Below are 25,256 nucleotides of genomic sequence, written 5' to 3'. Positions count from 1 at the left end.
AACGCAGCGGCCCGAGTAACGAGATTTCGTCACTCGGGCCGCTGATAGGTCACTCTTGAAAAAGCTTAGGCAACCTTGGGTGCGTTCACGTCTTCCGGAAGCGCAGCCTTGGCGGCGTTGACCACCGCGGTGAAACCGGTGGGATCATTGACGGCCATTTCAGCGAGCTGACGGCGATCAACTTCAATTCCGGCCAGGCCCAGGCCCTGGATGAAGCGGTTGTAGGTCATGCCTTCGGCGCGCACGGCCGCGTTGATGCGGGTGATCCACAGCTTGCGGAAGTCGTTCTTCCGCTTCTTGCGGTCGCGGTAGTTGTAGACGAAGGAATGGGTGACCTGTTCTTTGGCCTTACGGTAGAGGCGGGACCGCTGCCCGCGGTAGCCGGACGCCCGTTCGAGGGTAGTGCGACGCTTCTTCTTGGCGTTGACGGAGCGCTTGACGCGTGCCATGTTTTTCTCCTTTTACAAAACTTTTCGTCGGACGAATCTAGCGGCCGAGCAGACGGTTAACTTCGCGAAGGTTGGACTTGTCCACAACCTGGTCGCGCGAGAGCCGACGCTTCCGGGTGGAGCTCTTGTGCTCCAGCAGGTGGCGCTTATTGCGCTGTTCGCGCATGAGCTTGCCGCTTCCCGTCACGCGGAAACGCTTCTTCGCACCGGAGTGCGTCTTCATGTTGGGGTTTGTTCATCCTCCCTGGGGCCCGGGGGCAAATTTTGATCTCCCAGATCGCCCCGCCGGCGGGCCCGCTTTTCACAAGTCAACTTATTCGGTTGCTGCTGCGTTGTTTTCCGTTTCAGAGGTTTTTGCGTTGCGTTCGGCCGCGCGTTTGGCGGCTTTCGCGCGCCGGTTCTCGCGTTCCGCTTCACGACGCCGCCGCTGATCGGACTTGGCTTCCGACTTCCGCCGCGTGGGCGCAAGGACCATGGACATATTGCGCCCGTCAGCGCGAGGTGCTGCTTCCACAGTAGAAATTTCCGCGAGCTCTTCAGCCAGGCCGGAGAGCAGGCGCACACCCATTTCCGGGCGGGATTGTTCACGGCCGCGGAAACGAAGATCGAATTTGACCTTATCCCCGGCGTTCAGGAAACGTTCCGCCTGCGACTTCTTGGTGTTGTAGTCATTACCGTCAATCTTCAGCCCAATCCGGATGGATTTGATCTGAGTATTGGCCTGGTTACGACGTGCTTCCCGAGCTTTCTGGGCGGATTCGTACTTGTATTTCCCGTAGTCCATGAGGCGCGCGACCGGCGGATTGGAATTCGGAGCAACTTCCACCAGGTCGAGGTTCGCCTCTACAGCCAGGCGGAGCGCATCTTCCGTGCGCACCACACCGACCTGTTCACCGCTGGGGCCAACAAGGCGCACCTTAGGGACGTGGATGCGATCATTTACACGCGGTTCGTTGTTAATTGCAGTTCCTCTGTTCCTCAACGTGGACAACGCACGGAGTACTCCCGAGGTGACACGGCACGCCAAACGGCCATGTTACGAACCCGCTACCCTTTGATATGACCCGGTACTTATCTTTTCCGAAAATTCCTTTTCGAAGTAGCGCCCGGGCGGGCGGCTAGGTGGGATTTCTCCACTTGCGTTCCGGCAGAATGCCGGATTGACCGTATTAGTGTAGCACAGACACATGAGCTACAGATAACACCGCGGGTTATTCTCCCCACATGCGACGGCGCATCTGTACCCCGCAGATACAGGACTCAGCACTCAGGAAAGCTCCGCGAGAGCCTGGGCAACGGTGAAGTTTCCCTCGTAGAAAGCTTTGCCGATGATGACCGAGTCGACGGGGCCGGGCGAATTACCATCCGCGCTCATGCTATGCTCGCTCAGCTCCCGAACGGCGCGCAAATCGGCCAGCGTCGCCATCCCGCCTGAGGCAGTGATACGCACCTGGCTCAGTTCCGTGACCCGCTCGAGTAGCTCAAGGTTAGCCCCGGCGAGGGCACCGTCTCGGGTCCGGTCCGTGACGATGTAGCGGCGCGCACCGGCGTCGTCGAGAAAATCTATAACTTCCCGTAACCCTCCGACATCAGTACCGGCACCGCGCGCAACCACCCGGGCGCCGTCGACATCAAGACAAACCGCCACCCGATCCGCGTGCTGCGCCAGTACCCGCGCTACCCACGCACGATCTCGCAGGGCAGTGGTGGCAAGATTAATGCGCTCCGCGCGGGTAGCGAGGGCACGCTCCAGCACCTCCGGGGTGTCGATGCCGCCGGAAAGCTCCCAGTGCATCGGGTGGCTCTCCATAAGGCGCTCGAGCAGGGCGAAATTATCCCCGGTGCCGTATACCAGATCGAGATCCACCAGGTGAATCCACTGCGCCCCTGCCGCCCGGAAATCCGCGATAGCCGCGGCCGGGTCACTCCACGCTTCCGGGCCGGTACCCAGCCGCGCGGAACGCCCTGCCCGAATATCTACCGCAACGAGCAGCTCACAGCTCATCGCGATCCCCCGCGGCCGGGTTCTTCGCCGGACTCTCCAGCCTCGCCGGCCTCGCCGTCCGTATCTCCCGCGCCTTCCCCGCGAGCCATCTTGTTTAGGATTTTCTCAATATCTTGTTGCGTGAGCTTCGCGGAATCCAAAGCCGCGCAGTCGGTAATGGAGCGCTCCCCCAGCATGAGCTCCTCAACGATGGGATCCAGGGAGTTGAGCAGCAGGCCGGAGGCAATTTCCTCATCGGCTTTGCCGGCGAAGAAACGCCGCGCGCGCACCATCCCGGATACGCCCGGCTCAAAACCGGTGGATTCCTTATCCAGATTCACATCAATAAGGATGGAGCCGTAGGGGCTGAGGCGGGAGAGCATTCCGGCCACCGCCGGGGCATCATCGGAAAGGGAGGCGGGTTCCTCATCGGGATCCGGGCCGGTGATATTGCGGATATCCCACTCATCGTAGACGGGCGTTGCCAGCTGGCGGTACACCAGCGCCCCGGAATCCGTGGCTACCACCTGCACCTCCAGACCGTGCAGCGCGCAGAGCGCCGCGAGGGCATCCGCGCTATCAAAAGGCGTAAGTACCGCGTATGTGCGCACGTCAGTCATTGAGTTATCCTCCCCTTGCGCTTCGTTTTCCTTAGTTATTTTCCCAGGTGCCGGTGAGTAGGCCGCGGCCGAGCACGTGTTCGCGGGCCAGGAAGTACGCCACCGCGGGCCGGGTTTCCGCATCGATATCCAAAACGGTGTCGAGGGCGAGCACCGCGAAAATATAGCGGTGCGGGCCGTGGCCGGCCGGCGGTGCGGCACCCTGGAAACTCGGAGTTCCGCCGTCGTTCTTCAAAGTGAGGGCAGGTGCCGGAAGCTCACCGGAGCCACCGGCTGCAATCTCGGCGGTATCCGCGGGCAGATTCGCTACCGTCCAGTGCCAGTAGCCCGACGGCGTGGGAGCATCCGGGTCATAGCAGGAGACAAGCAGGCTGACCGTGCCCTCCGGTGGGGTATCCCAGCCCAGTTGCGGATTGCGGTCCGCGCCGCCCGGGGTGCTACCCGCCCCGGTGGCACTTTCAGGAAGGGCCTCGCCTTCCGCAAAATCATCGGAGGTGAGGTGAAGATCGACGCTTCCGGCCGGCACTCCGGCGTAGGGATCGTGGGTGGTCATTTCCGCTCCTTATGCGTGTGCTTATGCGTGCGTGGGGCGCCGCGTCCGCGCGGCGGGCACGCTTAGGTCCCAGTCTAGCGTTCCGTGCCCGTACCCTCGGGTATATTTTCGGCGACGGCGCCCGCGCCCCGCGGCGCGCCTGCCTCACCGGTGCCGGTATCTTGAGGCGCAATTTTATCGACGGCGCCACCGAAGCGCCTCTCGCGCTGCCCGAAGGCGGCACAGGCATCCCACAGGGCGCGCCGCTCGAATTCCGGCCACGGTAGCGGAGAAAAGTACAGTTCTGCGTAGGCACTTTCCCACATGAGGAAATTAGAGGTGCGGTATTCCCCGCCGGTGCGGATAAGGAGGTCGACGTCGCGCATCCGCGGGGAGTAAAGCTGGGCGGTCAGGGTTGCTTCGCTAATACGCTCCGCCTTGAGTTCCCCGTTGGCTACCCGCTCTGCTACCGCGCGCACCGCATCCACGATTTCCGCGCGTCCGCCGTAGTTAATGCACAGGTTGAGAACCATGCGGGTATTTCCCGCGGTCAGTTCTTCCGCGGCGCGAATCTCACGCAGCACCGAACGCCACAGCCGGCCCTCGCGGCCCACCCATTGCACCCGCACTCCCCAGTCGTGGAGTTGATCGCGGTTGGCGCGGATAATATCGCGAGAAAATCCCATGAGGAAGCGAACTTCGGCAGGTGAACGCCGCCAGTTTTCGGTAGAAAAAGCGTAGACGGATAGCTCCGCGATCCCGACTTCCAGGGCGCCGGCCACCACATCCATGAGGGACCGCTCACCGGCTTTATGCCCTTCGGTGCGCGCCAGCCCGCGGGCATTTGCCCAGCGCCCGTTGCCGTCCATGACGATAGCAACGTGTTCGGGAACCCGCCCCAGGGGCGGGGGCGTGATGCCGGGCCGGTGGGCCGGAGTAGGCCGCTCCAGGTGAGGGAGATGGTCCAGCTGGGCTCGCTTCGGGTGCGCTTCTGTCATGATGCCGACCTCACGATCTGCAAGGAACGTACCTTGCGTTCCAAATACCATTGCACGTACGCGGAAATATAGCCGTGCGCGGTTTCCCCGGTGCTGCCGGCGAGCGCGTCAATAACGTCCCAATCCCCGCGGGCCAGCGCGGCGAGGAGACGCCGGGTATCCTCCCCCGGATAGGCCGCCCCGCGCGGGGCGCATCGCCGGCACACCATTCCACCGGCTTGTACGTGGAAGGCAGCGAGATCCTCACCGCTACCGCAGAGCGCGCAGGAGGTCACCGCCAGGCCCCACCCGGATACCGCCATGGCGCGCAGCAGGTAGGAATCCATAATCGGGTAGGGGGCATGCTGGCGGGAGGCCAGGGAATTGAGTGCCCCGAGAAGGAGGCGATAGTGGGCCCGGTCCGGTTCCCCCTCCGCTCCGAGTTTTTCTGCTACTTCCACCATGGTGCTCGCGGCCGCGTAAGCTTCAAAATCAGGCGCGATAGCACGCCCGAAGGGATTGAGGGTGGCCACTTCCGTGACTATATCGAGGCTGCGCCCCCGGTAGAGCTGCACATCCACATAGGTGAAGGGTTCCAGGCGCGCACCGAATCGGGAACGGGTGCGGCGCACCCCTTTGGCCACGCACCGCACCAGACCGTGCGCGCGTGCCAGCAGGGTGACGATGCGATCCGCTTCCCCCAGGTCCTGCGTGCGCAGGACTATTCCTTCATCCCGATAGAGTTTCACTGGCCCCCAGTTTAGCGGTGCGCGCGATTGACAGCCGAGATAATCGCCTTGAGGCCGGCGCGTGTCGTGGAGGTGTGAATACCGCAGCCCCATAGCACCTGGTCATCAATCTCGCATTCCACATACGCAGCAGCCGAGGCATCCGTACCTTCGCTCAGGGTGTGTTCGGCGTAGTCGAGCACACGGATATATTCACCGAGCTGTTCCATCGCGGTCACGAAAGCGTGGATGGGCCCGTTGCCGCTGCCGTGCAGGCTATGCTGCACGCCGTCAGCCTGAGTTTCAACGACGGCGCTAATATCGGTTACCCCACCGCTGTGGTTTGTGAATTCCAGAGCGCGCAAACGGTAACGTCCCCACGGAGTGCTGGCCTTACCCGGTACCCCGCGCAGCTCCGCCGCGCCGGCCGGTTTCGCTACCGTGCCCGCCGAGTTCGCTCCGGTAGCGCCCGCCGGCTCCGTCGCAGCAGCATACGCAAGCTCCTGCTCCCCGTACCCTTGCGAGAGCGGGAGGTATTCATCCACGAAAATATCCCAGAGGGTATCCGCACTGACTTCTTCTCCGGTATGTTCTGTCCAGGTCTGCACGATGCGGGACAGCTCGATTTGCATGCGCCGCGGCAGATCCAAGTTCCGGGTGGTTTGCATAAGGTAGGCCACCCCGCCCTTGCCGGATTGGGAGTTGACCCGCACGATGGCATCGTAGGTGCGTCCCACATCTTTCGGGTCAATGGGCAAATAGGGCAGCGCCCAGGGAACTTGCCGCTCGTCTCCCCCGGCTGCGGCCAAATCTGCGGACCGGCGCTGCATGCCTTTCTTAATGGCGTCCTGATGGGAGCCGGAGAAGGACGTGTAGACGAGTGAGCCAGCGTAGGGCACCCGCGGCCCCACCTCAATCCCGGTGCATTCTTCGCACACATCCACGATGGCGTCAATATCGGAAAGATCCAGTTCCGGATCAATTCCCTGGGAATAAAGATTCATGGCGACCGTAATGAGATCAACATTTCCAGTGCGCTCCCCCTGCCCGAAGAGACAGCCCTCCACCCGGTCGATACCGGCTAGCATGGCCAATTCAGTGGTGGCTACCCCGGTGCCGCGATCATTGTGGTTATGTGCGGAAAGCGCCACGTACTCACGTTTGGGAATATGACGGGAGAAGTATTCGATTTGATCGGCGTAGACGTTCGGGGTGGCGCGTTCCACCGTGGTGGGCAGGTTAATAATAATTTCGCGCTCGGCATCCGGTTGCCACACATCCATGACGGATGAGCACACGTCAAGGGCGTAATCAATTTCAGTGTCCACGAAGATTTCCGGGGAGTATTCGAAGCCGAAAATAAGATCATCCGGAAGAACTTTTTCGGCGTAGGCCACAATTTCCCGGGTTCCGGCCATGGCCAATTCACGAATGGCTTCCTTGGAGGATCCAAAAACTACATCGCGGAAAACCGGCGAAGTGGCGTTGTACAGATGCACGGTGGCACGCGGGAATCCGGCCAGCGCATCGATAGTGCGGTGAATAAGTTCGGGGCGCGACTGGGTAAGAACCGAAACTGTTACGTCTTCGGGAACCGCACCGTCCTCCGCCAGGGAGCGCACAAAATCCCAATCGGTTTGGGAAGCGGCCGGGAAACCAATCTCAATTTCTTTTACGCCGATCTTGACGAGCAGATCGAAAATCCGCCGCTTGCGGATCATATCCATCGGTTCGATAAGGGCCTGGTTGCCGTCGCGCAGATCGGTGGAGAGCCAGCGCGGCGCCTTGGTAATGCGATTATTGGGCCAGGTACGATCCGGCAGCGCAATCGGATTGGTGTCAAGGAAAGGCCGGTACTTGTAGAACGGCATACCCGAGGGGCGCTGACGGTGCGTGTATCCGGAAGTTTTCATGGGGTGGTCACCTTTTATTCTCTGTGTGGCGGTCAAATTTAAGAACGACGGCGCAGCTTAACCCGCCGCGAGAAGCCGAATAAGCTCGCGGCGGCTCATAAGGAGAAGGCGAGAGAAACCCATACCGATAACTCTAGCCCCTCAACTAGCTGAATACGCACAGATTTGTCCGAGATGTGAGACTTAGAGTACCGCCGGGAAGGCGTTCCAGTACCCCAAGCTCAGGAGCAGGACCGCCTGGGCGCAGAGGGTGAGAAGTGTGGTGACGCGCGCGATGCGCCCCATGCCGGGCCGAGCCTTCCAGCTGCGGAAAGCGGCCCGCACGTGCATCCATGCCGCACCCAGCGCCGCCAGGTGGACAAGAGCAAAACCGCCCTGGACGATGAGGAGATTATGGGAGTAGGTGAGCGCGATATGGGCAACGGCCACCAGGTACACGAGGAAGACCGCCCAGGCACCCACCACGGAAAGCGAAGCGAGATTGAGAGCTGCCCCCGATCCGGAGAAATTCGAGAGTCGATGCCCGCGCACCGGAATCCAGCACACCGCCACCAGCACAATGCTGAGTCCGAGAAGGGCCACACCACCCAGTGCGATATAGAGCGCCGTTTGGGCGGTGAACCATCCGCCGGCCGTGAGGGTGGGTGCCACGAAGGCCTGCCGGGGTTGGTCACCGGCCACCCGCGGTTGCGCCGTCGCCGTAAAAGGTAAACCGTTAACCCAATCCGCGGTATCCTGCATAGCTGCCCGAGACAGCTGCCTGCGGTTGATCTGGAGGCCGTGATCCGCGTCCTTGTAATAGCGCACCGTAAGCGCGCTGTTTCCGGCCTCTTCCAGGTACTCGCTCATCATCTGCGGACCCTGGATGGTCGGCATGGAATTATCAGCCGTGCCGTAGAGCATGAGAACCGGCATGGTCATCCGCTTCTCATACGGAGCCGCATCAAAATCGATATAGCGGAAGGTATCAGGACCGAAATCCTGGCCGATAAGTTTCGGAATAGCGGCGCGCAGGCGTTCCGGCGCGTGAATTTCCCGCAGATAGGCGTCGGCCGCGTAGGCCCCCTGCTGGCGGATCGGCAGCACAGGCGCACTGATAAGCGCCACGTAATTCACCGCCCTCGCGCTGGTGGCGACAATTGGTGCCACGAAGCAGCCTTCGGATACTGCGTACAGGCCCGAGTGGCGCGCATCAACGTCATCCCAGGAGAGCATCTCGCGGTAGACGTCCTCGAAATCCGCGGCGAGCTGGAGGTAGTCGCGATGCGTCGTCGTGTAGTTCGCTACCCGTTTTTCCGGAACCACCGTGACAATCCCGGTGGAAGCAATAGCTTCGGTTTCACGCCCGAAATCACGCGCGGAGGAGGTACCGGTACCGTGAATAAAAAGCATGCCCGGTACTACCGGTCCCGCACCCACCGGGCGTTTGACGACGGCGGGAATAGGAGTGCCATCCCGCAAAGTAACGGTGACCGTGCTACTTGCCACCTCGTATGTTCCCAGCCGCGCGGTGGGAACCCCGGTGAAAATTGTAGTATCCGAAGTTTGCGGAGCGATCGCCGCGGTCATGGGTTGCGGATTCCAGCCCGGGCCGAAAGCGCTCCCGACGAGCCCGGCGGCCAGCACCACAATCAGCCAGGTGACGAAACGTTTATGGGTGGGAAGCCAGCGCCGCCATCCCCGCCGCGCACTGCGTTCTGGATGTTCCGTGCCGTCCATTGCGCTGGCCGGCACCAGGGTGCGCCCCGGCGGCGGATTCTCGGTGGGCGGGGTGTAGGGAAGATCGGTGAGGCGCACGTATCAGAACCCGAGTCGATCCAGCATTTTCGGGTCGCGCTGCCAGTCTTTGGAAACTTTCACGTGCAAATCGAGATAGACCGGAGTACCGAGCAGCGCCTTAATGGCTTTGCGGGCATCGCGCCCAATCTGGCGCAGGCGGGCACCCCCGCGCCCGATAACAATCCCTTTTTGGGAATCGCGTTCCACGTGTAGCGAGGCATGGATGCGCACCAGCGGGACGCCGTTAGGTGCGGTGTCCTCAATAATTTCATCGATGGTAACCGCGAGGGAATGCGGAAGTTCTTCGCGCATTTTTTCCAGGCCCGCTTCGCGGATAAGCTCCGCGATAAGGGTTTCTTCGGTTTCATCGGTAATGGCATCCAGCGGATATAGCGGCGGGGAGACGGGAAGCTGTTTAATAATCTGCTCGGTGAGGAGCTCTACCTGATCCATCGTGGCGGCGCTGACCGGTACGATCTCCACAAAATCGTGGAAAGCCGCCACGGCCGCGATCTTTTCCGCGAGGGCTTCGCGGCTCACCAGATCAGTTTTAGTAATCGCGGCGATCATGGGGACTTTCGCGCGCACCGCCAGATCGAGGAGGTATTTATCGCCCGGCCCAAGTTTTTCATTAGCGGGAAGACACATAACAATGGTGTCTACATCGGCGATGGAATCGCGCACCATATCACCCAGGCGTTCACCCAGCAGGGTGCGGGGGCGGTGCATCCCGGGGGTATCAACCAGAATCACCTGACCTGCATCCCGAGTCACAATGGCGCGAATAATACGCCGGGTGGTTTCCGGGCGGGCGCTGGTAATCGCTACCTTCTTGCCCACCATCGCATTGGTGAGGGTTGATTTCCCGGCGTTCGGGCGGCCCACCACCGAGGCGAACCCGGCCCGAAATTCTGTGTTCTCCACCGTCATCGTGTTCTAGTCCTCACCATCATCGTCGGTTTCTTCGCGCGCAACGATAATAGTCGATAACCGGCGCCGGCGCCCTTCGAAACGGTCAGCAACCATGTGAATTCCCGCCACGGTGGTTTCGGCTCCCCGGATGGGAACCCGCCCGATACTCTTGGCGAAGAGCCCGCCGGCGGTATCAACGTCGTCGTCCTCCAATTCGATTCCGAAGAGGTCACCTAGGTCATCGATGGGCATACGCGCCGGGATGCGGAAACTACCCGCCTCGAGCTCTTCCACGGCCGGGAGGGCCCGGTCGTGTTCATCAGAAATTTCTCCCACAAGTTCTTCCACGAGGTCCTCGATGGTAACGAGTCCGGCGATACCGCCGTATTCATCCACGACGAGGGCGATATGAACCTGATCGGCCTGCATTTCCCGCATGAGGGTATCAATAATTTTAGTTTCCGGAACGAAAACTGGTTCGCGTACCAGATCGGCCACCCGCAGGTCATCGTGCTGGTGGCGCCGGTGCACCCGCCGGATCACATCCTTGAGGTAGAGCACCCCGATAACGTCATCAATGGATTCCCGGTACACGGGCACCCGCGAGAATCCGGAGCGAGTAAACAATGAGATGGCGCGGTCGAGGGTTTCATCCGCCTCCACCGCGATCATATCGGTACGCGGGACCATAACCTCCCGCACCAGGGTGTTCCCCATATCGAAAAGCGATTGCAGGATATCGCGTTCGGCATCATCCAAGGCCTCGGATTCAGCCACGCGTTCCACCATAACCGCGAGCTGGTCTTCTTGCCGTTGTTCGGCTTCCTCGGGTGAAAATTCGCGTTCCCTGATGAGTAGTGAGAGCAACCAGGTGAGCGGGGAAAGCCACCAGGTGGCTTTGCGCAGTACCCGCTGGTGGCGTTCCACCCCGAAACTCAGGGGGTTGAAGAAAGCAAAAGCGAGGAGAGCAAGCACCGTCACGCCGAAGAAAATAGGGAAGATCTGCCACCAGGCAGCTACATCCGTTCCCAGGGCAAAAGTAAAGCAGATTCCGTAGCTGGCCATGAGCAGGGCCCGCACCACCGCGATGCCCATGGAGGCGGCTGGGCGGCGAGCCATAATTGCCACCACACGTGCCGAACCGCGTTCCTTATGCGCGTACATTTCCGCGGCTTCGGTGCGGGTCATGCGCCCGAGGGCGGCGCCGACAACCGTGCACCACAAGGAAAGCAGAAGGCACAGGCCTGCGGCGATATAAAACGGGGCGGAGGGCAGCGTTCCCGCTGCCACGGGTAAGTGATCCATCCTTTCTTACACCTCCGTGGGGCGCGGATCGCCTCCCCCGCGTTCCGATAGGAACACGAGGAGGAGTTGGCGTTGCAAAGCAAACATGGTGTCTTTTTCTTCCGGGGTTGCGTGGTCGTAGCCGAGCAGATGCAAGATCCCGTGGGTGACGAGGAGGAGAATTTCTTCCGCGGTGGAGTGCCCCATGGCGTGGGCCTGGCGGCTGGCGACCTGCGGGCATACCGCAATATCGCCGAGCATCCCCGGGCGCGGTTCTTCACCCGGTGGGGCCGGGCGCACCTCATCCATCGGGAAGGACATCACATCGGTGGGACCTTCCAGATCCATCCACGTGACGTGAAGATCCGCCATGGCATCCTCATCGAGGAGCACGATAGATAGATCCGCCATGGGATGCACCCGCATCTTATCGAGGACGTAGGTAGCTAGCTCCGATATTTCTTCCAGATCCGCAGCCGGACTAAAACTCGATTCGTCATTTACTTCAATCATGTGGTCTTTCCTGACAACCGTTCCCTAAATTTCCTCGAAACAGTTCTACCGCTACTAGAGTTGCAACGCACGCCACTACTCACACCTATCACCCGCGCTAACGCTGCCGGGAATCCCAGCGAGCATAAGCATCGATAATTTCGGCAACCAGGCGGTGGCGCACCACGTCCGCCGAGCTCAGCTCCGAGAAATGAATCCCCGGAACATCACGTAGAATCCGACGCACCACCTGCAATCCGGACACTTTATTCGCACCGAGATCAACCTGGGTGATATCGCCTGTCACCACCATCTTAGAGTTGAAGCCGAGCCGGGTGAGGAACATCTTCATCTGTTCGGGTGTGGTGTTCTGCGCCTCGTCCAAAATCACGAAAGCATCGTTGAGGGTGCGCCCACGCATATATGCCAACGGCGCCACCTCAATGGTGCCCGCGGCCATGAGTTTCGGGATGGAATCCACGTCGAGCATGTCATACATGGCGTCGTAAAGCGGGCGCAGATACGGATCGATTTTATCGGTGAGGGATCCGGGCAAAAAACCGAGGGATTCTCCGGCTTCCACCGCCGGGCGCGTCAAAATAATACGTTTGACCTGCCCCTCATTGAGAGCCACCACCGCTTTGGCCATGGCAAGATAGGTTTTCCCGGTGCCGGCCGGGCCGATCCCGAAAGTAATATCGTGGGTGTCGATGGCGTCCACGTACGCCTTCTGGCCCAGGCTTTTCGGCCGGATGGTTTTGCCGCGGTTAGATAAAATATCGGTGTGCAGCAGCGTGGTGGGATGCGCTACGCCGGCGCGCGCAATATCAACTGCGCGGGCGACTGCGTCCCGGGTGAGGATTTCACCTTCGGCGACGACGTCGATTAATTCCCCGATGAGTGATTCGGCAAAATCAAGCTCGGCAGCCGAGCCGGTCAGGGTGATCCGGTGGCCAAGCACGTGAATAGTGGTGGGGGCCAGCCGTTCTTCCAAGGTCCGCAGGACGTCATCACGATGCCCGAGCAGCTGAATCATGGAAACTCGGTCCGGCACAACAATGGTGCGCTGGCTGTGTTCTGTGTGCGTCATTACGTCCTATAGTAGCGCGCCCAGCGCGCGCACGGTGGCAATACTTGCCAGGGCGTAAGCCCCGGCGGAGGCGCTGCGCAGCACATGCGCGCCCAGGAGCACCGGGATAGCGCCCGCCGCCTGCAAGGACTCCATCTCTTCCGGCGCGATTCCGCCTTCCGGACCGATAATCACGGCCACGGGTCCGGCCACTTGCGCGAAGCTCACCGTTCCGCGGGCCACCGCCTCAGCCAGGGTAACGTCGGCTTCCTCATGACAGATTAACACGGTGTTCCCGGTAAGGGCCTGGGGCAGCTGCGCCGTCGTGCTTAAAGAACGGATACGCGGAATGTAGCTGCGCCGTGATTGTTTCGCCGCGGCGCGTGCCGTCGCCTGCCAGCGGGCTCGGCCCTTCTCCTCTTTATTTTTCCAAGAAGCGACGCAGCGGGCCGCTTCCCACGGGACGATATCCCACACCCCGTATTCGGTGCAGGTTTCCACCGCTTGTTCGTCGCGGCCGCCCTTCGCGAGGGCCTGCACCAGGGTGATGGGCCCGGCCGGTTTCGGCTCCGCGCTCACTTCTTCAACACGGGCGCGCACATCATTTTTGGCGACGACGCTCACCGTGCAGCGGGCCCGCCGGCCCTCCCCATCGGAGAGCAGGATTTCCTCGCCAACCCGGATCCGCATCACGCTGGCGTGGCGAGCTTCTTCACCGGTGAGGCTCAGTTCCTGGCCCACCCGGAGACAGGCGCCGGCTCCGCCCCCGGGCCGGGTGGCGGGGAAGTCGGCGAAGAAAAGCGGGAGCGTCACAGCGAACTCAACCTTTCGCGCAATTTATCGAAGAAGGATTTGCCCTGCTCGGATAGCTGGGCATCCTGCACACTTTCCCCGCGCAGTTCGGCCAGTTCGCGCAGCAGTTCGCGCTGGCGTTCATCCAGGTCGGTGGGGGTTTTCACCGCGACTGTAATCCGCATATCCCCGCGGCCCTTACCGCGCAAGCGAGCCACGCCCAGGCCTTTGAGGGTGAGGACTACGCCGGAGGAGGTCCCGGCGGGAATCTCCAACTCCCGGTCCCCATCCAGGGTGGGTATGGTGACGTTGCCGCCCAGGGCCGCGAAAGTCATGGGCACCTGGACCTCGCCGAGGAGTTCATCGCCCACCCGCTGGAAAATGGGGTGTTCTTCCACCCGGATTTCCACGAAAATATCGCCGGCCGGGGCGCCGAAGGTTCCGGCATCGCCCTGGCCGCGCAGGCGGATGCGCATGCCGTTCTCGATGCCAGCCGGGATATCTACGGTGAGGGTTTTTTCTTGGCGAATGCGCCCGGTGCCGTGGCAGGGACGGCAGGTGTCGGCAATGATGGTACCGTGGCCTTCGCAAGTGTGGCAGGGCACCTGGGTCACCATTTGACCGAAGAGAGAATTCGTGACTTGCTGGACCATCCCCTGGCCTTGGCAGGCCCCGCAGGTCACCGGCTGGGAGCCGGCCGCGCAACCGCGGCCCGCACATGTAGGGCATACAGCGAAGAAAGAGTCACTTATCTGGCGCTGGGCACCGAAGACCACGTCGGAGAGTTCGATGCTCAAACCGAGAAGTGCATCACGCCCACGTTCCCCTCGCGGGGTCGGGCCGCCGGCGCGCATACCCGCTCCCCCGAAGAAGGTGGAGAAGATGTCGTTCATATCGAAACCAAAACCGCCGGCTCCGGCTCCCCCGCCGCGCCCGCCCAGGTCATATTGACGGCGCGAGTCCGGGTTGGAAAGCACCGTATACGCTTCATTGACTTCCTTATAGCGTTCAGCGGCTTCCGGACCGGCGTGATCCGGGTGTAATTTGCGCGAAAGGCGCAGGTACGCTTTGCGGATTTGCTCCTGGCTCGCATCACGTTCCACCCCGAGGGTTTCGTAAAAATCAGCCACATTTCTCCCGTCTTTGTTATGTTCTGCGCCCGCCTGCGCCCCGGCGTGCTACCTAGCTGATGAGTGCCCGTTCAAAGGCCGTGCTCCCAGCTGCTGTGGTACCACCGCACTTATGACTGCCCGGATAGAATACCGGATAGATAGTGAGCAACGGCGCGCACCGCCGCGATATTCCCGGGATAGTCCATCCGGGTAGGACCAACCACGCCCACCCGGGCCACTTCATGCCCGGCTACTTCGTAACTTGAGGAAACCACCGACGTTTCGCTCAGGTTTTCATGGTCATTTTCCACTCCGATGGATACTGCCACATCAGTTTCCATCGCGGCGAGGAGGCGCAAGAGCACTACCTGTTCTTCCAGGGCATCCAGCACCGGGGAAATCGAGTGGAGGAAATCCACCGAATGGCGGGAAAGATTGGCGGTTCCGGCCATGGTGAGGCGATCCTCCGCGCCGGTATGCACCGCGGTGGTGAGCGCCGCCGCAATATCACGCAGAGCTGCGGAGACTTCCGGTTCACTCCGCTCGGCGATCTCCGCGAGCACTCCAACTGCGGTGGTGAGCGGCTGACCGTTACAGCGGGCGGTCACCTCCCGGCTTACCGCATCCACATCCAGGCCCTCCAGGTGTGCAGGCACCGCAATAACGCGCTGCTCTACCCGCCCCGCGCTGGTAATAACCACGAGGAGAATGCGGGTAGCGCCGAGCCAAATAAGTTCCAGGTGGCGCAAAAGAGCTTTATCCAGGGCCGGGTATTGGATAACCGCGACCTGCTGGGTGAGGTGGGACAGCAAGCGCGCGGCGCGATCCAGCACATCATCAAGATCCACAGCGGCATCCAGGATTTGGCTAATAGCGCGCCGTTCTGCCCGGGAGAGCGGTTTGACGGTGGTGAGGGAGTCCACGAAAGCCCGGTAGCCAGCATCGGTAGGGATGCGCCCGGCCGAGGTATGCGGATGGGTGAGCAGCCCAGCTTCTTCCAGGACCGCCATATCATTGCGGACGGTGGCCGGGGAAACTCCCAGAGCGTAGCGTTCCACGAGAGCCTTGGACCCCACCGGTTCGCGGGTGGTGACGTAATCGCGCACAATCGCCTCAAGAACGCGCCCGCGCCGATCTTCTGCCGCCACCTGTATCCTTCCTCCCTGTGCCGTGGAACCGCGGCGTTGCCCGTAGCCTTACCCCGAGCCCCACTCAGCACTCTATACCTTCGAGTGCTAATTCTACGCGGGGCGGACCCTGAGCGCATACCCTTAGAGCGTGATGTTCTCTGCTACCGGAATGCCTGATCGCTACGGCGACGACGTGCTCGCTCGCGATCCGCACGACCACCGCCGCACCTCCCGCCCCGTCCCGGCCGCGCCCGGCCTCCTCATTGAAGACGTGGCCTCCGGTTTTGTGGGCGAAGTGCTCTCGGTGGGGAAAGTTGCCGGGCGCTGGCAGATGGAACTGGAGGGCCGCGGCGGGGTGCGCCGTTCCTTCCCGTTGGGCAAAGGCTATTGGATCGAGGGGGAGCCAGTGGAGATCACCGTCCCGAAAGTGGAGATTCCGCGCGGCCGGCTCCTGACCGCCTCCGGTTCTTTTCACGTGCAGGCACGGGCACGCGTCGCGCGCGCCTCACGTATCTGGGTGGAAGGTAAGCACGACGCCGAACTGGTGGCCAAGATCTGGGGTGAAGATCTAGCCCTCGAAGGAGTGGTGGTCGAAGAATTACTCGGGGTGGATAATCTGGAGGCCGTGGTAAAGGAAACTGCCCCTGACAATGAGCACCGCCTGGGGGCGCTGGTGGATCACCTGGTTCCCGGCTCTAAGGAATCGCGGATCGCGGCGCGGGTGGCCGGCCCGGGAGTACTGGTACTAGGACACCCCTATATTGATGTGTGGCAAGCGATTAAACCTACCACCGTGGGCTTGCGGGCCTGGCCGGAGGTACCGCGCGGGGAAGATATTAAGATCGGCACCCTGCGCCGCCTCGGTTGGCCCCACGAGACCCCCGAGGATATTGGCCGGGCCTGGTCCCGTATTCTCGCCTGCGTGCATTCGTATAAAGACATTGAACCCGCACTGCTGGGTCGCATGGAAGAACTCATCGATTTCGTCACCGCTGCCGGCACCCGGTAGGGGGAAGAAGCACCCGCCCACGCCCGGGTGGAGCCACAAACTACACCTCTCCGATCCCGGCAATAAGCGCGATTAGCACCCCTTCCGGAACCGCTGCGCGAACCTAGCTACAATCCTGAGGCCCTCAGGGTATATCCTTGCTGCGTGGCGCCTATCTGGTCCCGACCGGAGCCGCTGCCCTCGTTGTTTCGGTTCTTCTGCACCCCTATCAGGAGTTGTGATCACGTGGCCCTCCAGCGCCGCTCACTCGTGGACAAAATCGCGGTTGCGTCCCCGCGCGGCACCCTCGCCGTTGCTTCGGTTCTCGTGGGACTTGTCTCTCCCTTTATCACGCTATCGGGAGAAAATGCCACCACGGTTGTATTCTTCCGCTTCGGCTTAGCTTTCCTTGCCCTGCTGCCCATGGTCATCCACGAATGGCGCCAGTACGGGCCAATGCGGCGCACTGATCTACTGCTCTACGCGGTATGCGGAGTGTGCTTCGGGGTGGATATGGCCTTGTGGACGCCTTCGGTGCTGCTGGCCGGCCCGTCGGTTTCCGCGGTGGTGGTCAATTACGTGCAGGCCCTCGCGGTACCTCTGGTCGCCTGGATTTTCTTCCGCAACCGGGTCCCGTGGATGTTTTTCGTGGCAGCGCCTTTTTCCCTCGGCGGGATTTTCTTGCTTTCGGGCATCCTCGACGGCGCCGGCGGATCCGATCTGATACGCGGCATTATCCTCTCTGCACTCGCGGGCCTCACCTATACCGTGTACGTGGTCCTCACCGGGCGCACTAATTCTCCGCACCATCAGGGCACCGCTATGGCGATCGTCTGCCTAGTAACCACGGTGGTGTCCACCCCGCTGCTCATTGTCACCCATGGTCCCCTCACCCTCGCGCTCTCAGCTAGTTCCTGGGGCTGGATGATTCTTATTGCGCTCTCCAGTCAGGTGCTGGGGTGGTTGTTCTGCCAGGCAAGTATGCCGCTGGTTAATCCTTCGGTGGCCGCTACCCTTATTTTGATTCAGCCGCTGAGCGCCATCATTTTTTCCGCGGTGCTGGTTGGCGAACGGCTCTCCACTCTGCAATGGCTGGGCGCCATTATTATGCTGCTCGGAATTTTCCTCATCGGGCGGGCACCCAAGCGCCGCTACCGGCTCGGCATCAAACGGCCGTCACTACGCATTCGGCGTAGGCCCGTAGCGTAAAAACTCCGTGCCGGACGACCACTGCAGCCACCCTTCGATAGATTGCGACTAAGGTCCCTTATCACGAAGGAGTAGCTATGCGGACTAACAATGTCACCACTTTCCCGGTTCTCTCCGATAAGAGCGTTATCGTCACGGGAGGAGCCTCCGGGCTCGGGCGCGAAGCATCGATTCTTTTTGCTGAAGCCGGCGCTAAGGTCATCGTCGCTGATTACAATCTAGACGGCGCTGAAGAAACCGTCGCTACCATCAAGCAGGCTGGTGGCAAAGCTATTGCGGTATGTACAGATGTCTCAGATTCCGAATCCGTCCAAAATATGGTTGCGACCGCGGTAGAAACCTACGGACGCCTGGATGGAGCTTTCAATAATGCAGCTGCTGCGCCCGATAATGCACTCACCTCCGAATTCGATGAAGACTACTGGGATAAGCTCATGAAAGTCGATCTCAAAGGTGTGGCGCTGTGCATGAAGTACGAAATTAAGCAATTCCTCGCACAAGGTGATGGAGGTGCTATCGTCAATACCGCTTCGGTTTCCGGCATTCGACCCCAACCATTTAATCCTGCTTATGTTTCTGCCAAACATGGAGTAATTGGCCTAACCAAGGTAGCAGCAGTGGAGAACGGCCCGCATAATATCCGCGTTAACGCCATTGCCCCGGGTGCTATTGATACACCAATGTTGCATGACGCCTTAGAAGCTCTTGGAACTAGCGGTGAGGAATACGCACCCATGATTTCCTTACTCAACCGTTTTGGTAGCCCGCGCGAAATCGCGCAACCGGCCCTGTGGTTGCTCTCCGACGCGGCTTCTTACGTGACGAGTACCGTAATCGCCGTGGATGCCGGTTACACCGGCCGCTAAAGCCTATCCGTTTCACATACCAGGATCAGCTCTACCAAAGAGCCCGGGTCACGGTATCAGCCAGGAGCCGCCCGCGCCGGGTCAGAACGAGGCGCCCGGCGCGCGCGGTTTCTGCCTCGACTAGACCATCCCGGACCAGGCCCTCCACCACCGCGGCGTCCACGCCCCGCGGGATATCAATTCCGCTATGCATCCGGATACCGAGCATGATTTTTTCTTCGCGTTGTTCGGCCGGGCTGAGAATTTCTCGCTCCAGGGCCGGCGACGTAATGGCCGGCTGGCTCGCTGCTATCCCGCCCGCCGCGCGTGGCGCGGCGGCGCCGTCGTTGTTCCCTATTCCGCGCGCCCAGACCCGATCCGCATACGCGCTCGGATGTTTAACGTTCCAAAACCGCACCCCATTAATATGCGAGTGCGCGCCGGGGCCGTAACCCCACCAATTCGCGTTCTCCCAGTAATAGCAATTGTGGCGGCATTCGTGACCGGGTCGGGCCCAATTCGAAATTTCGTACCAGCGGTAGCCAGCCGCGCTGAGGATATCATCCGCGACCTCGTATTTATCGGCGAGCTCGTCCGGATCGGGGAGGCTAATGAGACCGCGGCGGGCCTGCATTCCCATTTTAGTGCCGGGCTCCACCATGAGCCCGTAGGCGCTGATATGCGCGGGTTCGAGGGTGAGGGCGGCCGCGAGGGAGGTGCGCCACTGCGCCATCGTCTCCCCCGGCGCCCCGTAAATAAGATCGAGAGAATACTCCAAACCAAGCTCGCGGGCCCAGCCGGTGACGCGTTCCACCTGGCCGGGACTGTGTTGGCGGTCAAGGGTGCGCAGCACCTCGGGCACAGCTGATTGCATCCCAAAAGAGATGCGGGTGAAACCGCCGGCACGCAGGGTGGCGAGGGCCTCGCGGTCCACGGATTCCGGATTGCATTCCGTGGTGATTTCGGCGCCCTCGGCTAGACCGAAAGCGCACTCCAGCTCCGCGAGTACCGCGACGAGCTGCTCGGCATCCAACAGGGTGGGAGTACCGCCCCCGAAAAAAACGGTGCGCAGCGCGGCGCGGTTGGTGCCGGTGTCGAGAACCTCCCGTGAAAGCGCTATTTCACGGGCGAGAGTAGCTGGAAAATCATCGCGGCCCGCACCTGGCCCGAAGCTCGCCTTAGTGTAGGTGTTGAAATCGCAATAACCGCAGCGCACCGTGCAAAAAGGAATATGAACGTAGGCGGAAAAACCGGCGCTCACATCCGGGTTTGGGAGTGCGCCGGAGGCCGGAGCCGGCTCGCCGTGCGGGAGGGACGCCATCGGAGCCTAGGCCCGCACCGCGAGAATATCGTGAATGGTGCGCCCGGCCGCGATACCGCGTTCCTCAAAACGGGTGAGGACGCGTTCTTCCCAGCGCGGTGCGAAACCGCCACGTTCCGGGGTGGGATCCGTGGGGTCGGGGCGTTCACCGGCGTGCGGATTCGTGAAATACGGGGATGTTTCGACGACGTCGCGCATCTGCCAGGCGTAATTATCCCAATCCGTGGCCAGTCGCCAGGTGCCCCCTTCCCGGAGCATCCCGGCCACCACCGTGGCAAAAGGCGCGGCAACCAGGCGGCGCTTGTGGTGGCGGGCTTTGCGCCAGGGATCGGGGAAGAATGTCCACACCTGCTCGGCGCGCGGATTCGCGGCATTGGGGTGGGTGGCGCTGCGCGCCGGCCCGCAGGCAGTCACATCTTCCCCGCGAACCAAGCCCGCGCATTCCAAGCCAAAGAGGACCGGGAGGGCCTGGGCGGCGTCAGCTTCCAGCACCCGCACGTTGGTGACGTCCGCCCGCAGAATACTGGCCACGCAGCGCGCCGCACCGGGAGCCCAGGCTTCCACGAGCAGCACATTATATTCGGGGTGGCGCTGGGCGAAGGAGACACCGTGCTCGCCCGAACCGGGACCGATTTCCACGGCGAGCGGGGCCTGGCGGCCGAAAACTTGCCCGAGGTCACAGCGGGCATCCAGGGCTACCGTGGTGGCCTGGGGTCCGGGGGCCAGCGGCACGAAAAGCTCGGGGTGGCGGGCCACCGTTTCTTCGTGGCGCGCACCCAGGCGCGAACCGCGCAGGGAGAAAGAGCGGATGCGCCATTGGGAGCGGTCGGGTGCGGAGGGCCCGGCTGCGCCGTCGTGCTGCTGCGGTGCGGCATCCGGGCGAGCCGCGCGTAAATCTTCGGGACGCTCGGACATATTTACTTCCCGGTGGGTGCTTCGGAGGTGAGGGCCGCAACGAAAGCTTCCTGGGGCACGTCCACGCGCCCGATGGATTTCATGCGCTTCTTACCTTCCTTCTGCTTCTCGAGCAGTTTGCGTTTACGCGAGACGTCGCCGCCGTAGCACTTGGAAAGCACGTCCTTACGCAGAGCCTTGATAGTTTCGCGGGCAATAATGCGCGAACCTACCGCGGCCTGCACCGGGATCTCGAATTGCTGGCGCGGGATAAGGGTCTTGAGTTTCTTCGTCATCTCATTGCCGTAGGAGTAGGCCTTGTCCTTGTGGACGATGGCGGAGAAAGCATCGACCTGTTCGTGATTGAGCAGCACATCCACCTTGACCAGATCGGAGGGCTGTTCGCCGGAAATATCGTAATCGAGGGAGGCATAGCCCTTCGTGCGGGATTTGAGCTGGTCAAAGAAATCGGTGACGATCTCCGCCAGCGGTAGCACGTAGTGAATCTCCACGCGTTCGGCGGTGAGGTAATCCATGCCCTGGAGCGCCCCGCGGCGTTCCTGGCACAGCTCCATAATGGAACCCACGTAATCGGAGGGAGCCAGGATCGTGGCACGCACGGTCGGCTCGTAAATCTCCCGAATTTTCCCTTCCGGGAATTCCGAGGGGTTCGTAACCGTGAGTTCTTCACCGGCATCCGTGATGACCCGGTAGATCACCGAAGGCGCGGTGGCAATAATATCCAGGTCGAATTCCCGCTCGAGTCGTTCGCGAATAATCTCCAGGTGGAGCAGGCCCAGGAAGCCGCAGCGGAACCCGAAACCGAGGGCCACCGAGCTTTCCGGTTCGTAAACCAGCGAAGCATCATTGAGCTTGAGTTTTTCCAGGGCCTCGCGCAGGTTCGGGAAATCGGAGCCGTCCATCGGGTAAATTCCGGAATACACCATCGGTTTCGGATCGAGGTAGCCGGGCAGGGCTTCCGTAGCGCTCTCGCGCGCACCGGTCACGGTATCCCCCACGCGGGTTTGGCGTACGTCCTTCACACCGGTAATAAGGTAGCCGACCTCCCCGGCGCCCAGCGCGGTGGTGGGCGTAGGCTCGGGGGAAATCACGCCCAGTTCCAGGAGTTCGTGTTCAGTGCGGGTGGCCATGGTACGCACCTTCGAGCGGGTGGTCAGCTCACCATCAACCACACGCACATAGGTAACGACCCCGCGATAAATATCGTAAACAGAATCGAAAATCATGGCACGAGCCGGCCCGTCCGAACGCCCGGAGGGCGCGGGAATCTCCGCGACGATCCGATCGAGGAGCTCGGGCACGCCCTCCCCCGTTTTCCCGGAAACGGCTAGGCATTCCTCCGGTTCTACGCCGAGGAGGGAAGCCACTTCTTCCGCGATCTTTTCCGGCTGCGCGGAAGGCAAATCGATTTTATTGAGGACGGGAATAATCGTGAGATCGTTTTCCATGGCCATATACAAATTGGCCAGGGTCTGCGCTTCAATTCCCTGGGTGGCATCCACGAGCAGCACCGCGCCTTCGCAGGCCGCCAGCGAACGGTTGACCTCATAAGAAAAGTCCACGTGGCCCGGGGTGTCAATCATATTGAGAGCGTAGGCTTTCCCCTCCACCGACCACGGCAAACGCACGGCCTGCGATTTGATGGTGATGCCGCGCTCACGCTCAATATCCATCCGGTCCAGGTATTGATCACGCATTTCGCGCTGCTCCACAATCCCGGTGAGCTGGAGCATCCGGTCAGCCAGCGTGGACTTTCCGTGATCAATATGCGCAATAATGCAAAAATTTCGGATACGCTCGGGCGCCGTCGCGCCCGGAATAATGGCGCGCGATTCCTCAGCGGAAGAAATAGGCACGTCTCTCCTTCACAATAAACTCTGCTCAAGTATAGTCCTTGGACCATAATGGATATGGATATATCGGTCACGGGAGTTGCCATGAATGTTCCTTTGTCAGTGTTAGATTTCGCTACGCGGTACGACGGCGAAGCTCCGGCCGCGGCCCTGCACCGCTGCGTGGACCTCGCTAGGCGTGCCGAAGCCGCCGGTTACACCCGGGTGTGGTACACCGAGCATCACAATATGCCCACGGTGATCTCCTCCTCCCCCGCGATTATCATCGGCTACGTTGCCTCGCATACCTCCCGAATTCGGCTGGGTGCGGGCGGGGTGATGCTCCCTAACCATTCCCCGCTCGTCATTGCTGAACAATTCGGGGCGCTGGCGGAAATGTATCCGGGGCGTATTGATTTAGGACTCGGGCGAGCGCCGGGCACCGATAGCCGTACCCTCTACGCGCTGCGCCGCGATGCCAGCGCCTATGAGAATTTCCCGCGTGATGTGGTGGAACTCCAGGGTTTCCTCGGGGATGCTTCCCGGGTGCCGGGGGTGGCGGCCTATCCGGGCCAGGGCACCCACGTGCCCCTCATCATTCTGGGTTCTTCGCTTTTCGGGGCGGATCTGGCCGCGCAACTGGGCCTGCCCTATTCTTTTGCATCCCATTTCGCTCCGCGCCTGCTCCACGAGGCTATCGCCCACTACCGGGAGAATTTCCAACCCTCGGAGGAGCTGGCCAAGCCCTATGTGATTGCGGCGGTGAATGTGACGGCGGCAGAAACTTCAGAGGCAGCCGCCCGCGAATTTGAGCGGGTCAAGCGGGCCCGGGTCCGGAATATGCTGCTGCGCGGGGCGCCGAGCCGCGATGTATCCGATGCGGATCTTGATGCGGTCATGGACAGTGCGCAGGCCCGCCAAATCCTCGATATGCTCCGCTACACCGCGGTGGGGGACGCGGCCGAGGTAGGTGACTACCTGCAAAAGTTTGCCCGCGATGCACAGGCCGATGAACTGATGATCTCGGTGCAGGCTACCTCGCATGAAGAATCACTGGCGTGCTTGGAGCTCACCGCGCGTGGCTACGGCTTGGATAGCTGAGGAAGGCACGGAGCTGGCAGCTAGGCCCGGCGTCGTACCATATCGCGCAGCTTCGCGTTTCTTTTCCCCCACGCTATCAGCCGCCTCGCACGCCCGCGTTTTCTTTGTGGCACGATGGTGAGTATGCCTCTGTCGCAAAAACTACTCGGAACCGGCGAAGAACTCCTTGTCCATATGCACCCCGATGCCCGGCATTTGCTGCCGCGGGCGCTCGGTGCCGCGGCGGTGGTGTTCCTCGCGGTGCTCGGGGTGGTAGCGCTGCCGGGTAGGTGGCAGCCGCTGGCCGGGTGGCTGGTGGTGGCGGCCGGGGTTCTCGCGCTTATTGCGATTGCCGGGTGGCCGTGGCTGCAGTGGTATATGAGCACGGTGAGTATTACCAACCGCCGGATTATTACCCGGCGCGGGGTGTTCACGAAGCTCGGGCACGATCTTCCGCTCGCCGCGGTGGCACGGGTGGATGCGCAACCTGCGGGTACCGGGACCTCCGGTTCCCTTCTTGTGACGACGACGTCAGGTACCACAGTCACTCTGCGCCGCATTGCGAATCTTCCCGCTGTCACCACGTTTCTGAATACGCTATTGGACAAGCGTGCGGGAGAGGGGATTCACACCGGGACCTCGCGCGAAACCGCCTGATTCTGGTAGTGTTTGGAGATGGACTTTCACCGGTCGGGTGGCAAGTCCTTGTTCTTTCGTAACAACCACGGGTGCCCCACGCCCGCAGTCCTACGAGGAACGCTTCCCTCTCCGACCATATTCATCTATCGCCTAGCGATTGACCGAAAGAGATATTTCATTGGCTAATATCAAGCAGCAGAAGAAGCGCGTTCTGACGAACGAGAAGCGTCGCCTTCGCAACCAGGCCGTTAAGTCGGAACTGAAGACCTACATCCGTAAGACTCGCCTTGCCGTGGAAGCCGGCAATGCCGAAGAGGCGGAAACCCTCCTGGCGGCGGCCTCCCGCAAGCTGGACAAGGCTGTGTCCAAGGGCGTTATCCACCGCAACCAGGCGGCGAACCGCAAGTCGAAGCTCGCTAAGCGCGTGAACGCACTGGCCAAGTAGGCTGTGCTCCGGCCGTGCAGGCCGTACCTCCGGCGCGGCTGTATCTGTTATATCCACCGCGCTGATGCTTAGAGAAAAGGGGGGGGGGGCCCCGGGGGGGGCGCGCCGGTGGGGGGTGGTTTTTTTAAAAATATTTTTATTTAATGGGGGGGGTATGTTACCCCCACCGCCCTTAGCTTGTTTATTCACATATAAAAACACCCCGGCCA

Annotated in this window: 26 protein-coding genes; 6 read left to right on the top strand and 20 right to left on the bottom strand. The window is 61.3% G+C overall.

Features of this window, described 5'->3' with window-relative positions; all coding sequences use genetic code 11:
• Nucleotides 1-65 precede the first annotated feature (65 nt).
• The 17 genes from rplT to hrcA all read right to left on the bottom strand — a co-directional run bounded on the left by rplT (nt 66) and on the right by hrcA (nt 15,791).
• Complete coding sequence (rplT, locus tag PWJ82_RS01190; protein WP_016442850.1) at nt 66-449, bottom strand: 50S ribosomal protein L20; 384 nt, start codon at nt 447-449, stop codon at nt 66-68.
• A 37-nt stretch (nt 450-486) separates the two neighbouring features.
• Nucleotides 487-672 carry a 50S ribosomal protein L35 gene (rpmI, locus tag PWJ82_RS01185; RefSeq protein WP_274734936.1) on the bottom strand — a complete coding sequence of 62 codons (186 nt, stop codon included), beginning with the start codon at nt 670-672 and terminating at the stop codon, nt 487-489.
• Nucleotides 673-762: 90 nt separating this feature from the next.
• Complete coding sequence (infC, locus tag PWJ82_RS01180; protein WP_081637319.1) at nt 763-1,431, bottom strand: translation initiation factor IF-3; 669 nt, start codon at nt 1,429-1,431, stop codon at nt 763-765.
• A gap of 285 nt (nt 1,432-1,716) precedes the next feature.
• The gene (locus tag PWJ82_RS01175) at nt 1,717-2,454 is read right to left on the bottom strand and encodes a HisA/HisF-related TIM barrel protein (protein WP_274734935.1); all 738 of its coding nucleotides are present in this window, start codon (nt 2,452-2,454) and stop codon (nt 1,717-1,719) included.
• Nucleotides 2,451-3,053, bottom strand: a complete 603-nt coding sequence (locus tag PWJ82_RS01170) for a hypothetical protein (RefSeq protein ID WP_274734933.1) — start codon at nt 3,051-3,053, stop codon at nt 2,451-2,453. The genes PWJ82_RS01175 and PWJ82_RS01170 overlap by 4 nt, the downstream gene beginning before the upstream one ends.
• A gap of 31 nt (nt 3,054-3,084) precedes the next feature.
• Nucleotides 3,085-3,606 carry a YbhB/YbcL family Raf kinase inhibitor-like protein gene (locus PWJ82_RS01165; RefSeq protein ID WP_016442855.1) on the bottom strand — a complete coding sequence of 174 codons (522 nt, stop codon included), beginning with the start codon at nt 3,604-3,606 and terminating at the stop codon, nt 3,085-3,087.
• Nucleotides 3,607-3,680: 74 nt separating this feature from the next.
• On the bottom strand, nt 3,681-4,583 hold the full coding sequence (gene uppS / locus PWJ82_RS01160) for a polyprenyl diphosphate synthase (protein WP_274733047.1): 903 nt from the start codon (nt 4,581-4,583) through the stop codon (nt 3,681-3,683).
• Nucleotides 4,580-5,311, bottom strand: coding sequence for a DNA repair protein RecO (recO, locus tag PWJ82_RS01155; protein WP_274733046.1), 732 nt, complete (start codon nt 5,309-5,311; stop codon nt 4,580-4,582). The genes uppS and recO overlap by 4 nt, the downstream gene beginning before the upstream one ends.
• A gap of 11 nt (nt 5,312-5,322) precedes the next feature.
• Nucleotides 5,323-7,203, bottom strand: a complete 1,881-nt coding sequence (locus PWJ82_RS01150) for a 2-isopropylmalate synthase (RefSeq protein ID WP_274734930.1) — start codon at nt 7,201-7,203, stop codon at nt 5,323-5,325.
• Nucleotides 7,204-7,386: 183 nt separating this feature from the next.
• Nucleotides 7,387-9,000 (bottom strand): alpha/beta hydrolase family protein, encoded by a 1,614-nt coding sequence (locus tag PWJ82_RS01145; RefSeq protein WP_274734927.1) that lies wholly within the window; start codon nt 8,998-9,000, stop codon nt 7,387-7,389.
• A gap of 3 nt (nt 9,001-9,003) precedes the next feature.
• Nucleotides 9,004-9,912 (bottom strand): GTPase Era, encoded by a 909-nt coding sequence (gene era / locus PWJ82_RS01140; protein ID WP_274734925.1) that lies wholly within the window; start codon nt 9,910-9,912, stop codon nt 9,004-9,006.
• A 6-nt stretch (nt 9,913-9,918) separates the two neighbouring features.
• Nucleotides 9,919-11,199, bottom strand: a complete 1,281-nt coding sequence (locus tag PWJ82_RS01135) for a hemolysin family protein (RefSeq protein WP_016442861.1) — start codon at nt 11,197-11,199, stop codon at nt 9,919-9,921.
• 6 nt (nt 11,200-11,205) lie between these two features.
• A complete protein-coding gene (gene ybeY / locus PWJ82_RS01130; protein ID WP_274733039.1) occupies nt 11,206-11,691 on the bottom strand; it encodes an rRNA maturation RNase YbeY in 486 nt (161 codons plus the stop codon).
• Between the two features lie 97 nt (nt 11,692-11,788).
• Entirely contained in the window at nt 11,789-12,760 is a 972-nt protein-coding gene (locus tag PWJ82_RS01125) for a PhoH family protein (protein ID WP_274734923.1), read from the bottom strand.
• A 6-nt stretch (nt 12,761-12,766) separates the two neighbouring features.
• Nucleotides 12,767-13,552 carry a 16S rRNA (uracil(1498)-N(3))-methyltransferase gene (locus PWJ82_RS01120; RefSeq protein ID WP_274734921.1) on the bottom strand — a complete coding sequence of 262 codons (786 nt, stop codon included), beginning with the start codon at nt 13,550-13,552 and terminating at the stop codon, nt 12,767-12,769.
• Complete coding sequence (locus PWJ82_RS01115) at nt 13,549-14,661, bottom strand: J domain-containing protein (RefSeq protein WP_274734919.1); 1,113 nt, start codon at nt 14,659-14,661, stop codon at nt 13,549-13,551. Before PWJ82_RS01115 ends, PWJ82_RS01120 begins: the two co-directional genes overlap by 4 nt.
• A gap of 110 nt (nt 14,662-14,771) precedes the next feature.
• Nucleotides 14,772-15,791 (bottom strand): heat-inducible transcriptional repressor HrcA, encoded by a 1,020-nt coding sequence (gene hrcA / locus PWJ82_RS01110; RefSeq protein ID WP_016442866.1) that lies wholly within the window; start codon nt 15,789-15,791, stop codon nt 14,772-14,774.
• 133 nt (nt 15,792-15,924) lie between these two features.
• Between hrcA and PWJ82_RS01105 the strand changes: the two genes are divergently transcribed.
• From PWJ82_RS01105 to PWJ82_RS01095, 3 genes are all read left to right on the top strand, one after another.
• Nucleotides 15,925-16,782 (top strand): DUF3097 family protein, encoded by an 858-nt coding sequence (locus PWJ82_RS01105; protein WP_274734982.1) that lies wholly within the window; start codon nt 15,925-15,927, stop codon nt 16,780-16,782.
• Between the two features lie 225 nt (nt 16,783-17,007).
• Nucleotides 17,008-17,970, top strand: a complete 963-nt coding sequence (locus PWJ82_RS01100) for a DMT family transporter (RefSeq protein WP_274734917.1) — start codon at nt 17,008-17,010, stop codon at nt 17,968-17,970.
• Between the two features lie 77 nt (nt 17,971-18,047).
• Complete coding sequence (locus tag PWJ82_RS01095; RefSeq protein ID WP_274734916.1) at nt 18,048-18,836, top strand: SDR family NAD(P)-dependent oxidoreductase; 789 nt, start codon at nt 18,048-18,050, stop codon at nt 18,834-18,836.
• 31 nt (nt 18,837-18,867) lie between these two features.
• On the opposite strand, the gene hemW is transcribed toward PWJ82_RS01095, so the two are convergent.
• The 3 genes from hemW to lepA are packed head-to-tail and all read right to left on the bottom strand — an operon-like array spanning nt 18,868 to nt 22,907.
• Nucleotides 18,868-20,136, bottom strand: a complete 1,269-nt coding sequence (gene hemW, locus PWJ82_RS01090; protein ID WP_274734915.1) for a radical SAM family heme chaperone HemW — start codon at nt 20,134-20,136, stop codon at nt 18,868-18,870.
• Between the two features lie 6 nt (nt 20,137-20,142).
• On the bottom strand, nt 20,143-21,051 hold the full coding sequence (gene trmB, locus PWJ82_RS01085; protein ID WP_274734914.1) for a tRNA (guanine(46)-N(7))-methyltransferase TrmB: 909 nt from the start codon (nt 21,049-21,051) through the stop codon (nt 20,143-20,145).
• Nucleotides 21,052-21,053: 2 nt separating this feature from the next.
• A complete protein-coding gene (lepA, locus tag PWJ82_RS01080; RefSeq protein WP_274734913.1) occupies nt 21,054-22,907 on the bottom strand; it encodes a translation elongation factor 4 in 1,854 nt (617 codons plus the stop codon).
• Between the two features lie 48 nt (nt 22,908-22,955).
• Here lepA and PWJ82_RS01075 point away from each other — a divergent pair, with 48 nt between their 5' ends.
• The 3 genes from PWJ82_RS01075 to rpsT all read left to right on the top strand — a co-directional run bounded on the left by PWJ82_RS01075 (nt 22,956) and on the right by rpsT (nt 25,047).
• A complete protein-coding gene (locus PWJ82_RS01075) occupies nt 22,956-23,984 on the top strand; it encodes an LLM class flavin-dependent oxidoreductase (protein ID WP_274734912.1) in 1,029 nt (342 codons plus the stop codon).
• A 123-nt stretch (nt 23,985-24,107) separates the two neighbouring features.
• On the top strand, nt 24,108-24,620 hold the full coding sequence (locus PWJ82_RS01070; protein WP_274734910.1) for a PH domain-containing protein: 513 nt from the start codon (nt 24,108-24,110) through the stop codon (nt 24,618-24,620).
• Between the two features lie 160 nt (nt 24,621-24,780).
• Entirely contained in the window at nt 24,781-25,047 is a 267-nt protein-coding gene (rpsT, locus tag PWJ82_RS01065; RefSeq protein WP_016442875.1) for a 30S ribosomal protein S20, read from the top strand.
• Nucleotides 25,048-25,256 lie beyond the last annotated feature (209 nt).

The sequence above is a fragment of the Actinotignum schaalii genome (assembly GCF_028864145.1).
Taxonomy (GTDB): domain Bacteria; phylum Actinomycetota; class Actinomycetes; order Actinomycetales; family Actinomycetaceae; genus Actinotignum; species Actinotignum schaalii_B.
This window is presented reverse-complemented; position numbering and strand designations above follow the sequence as displayed.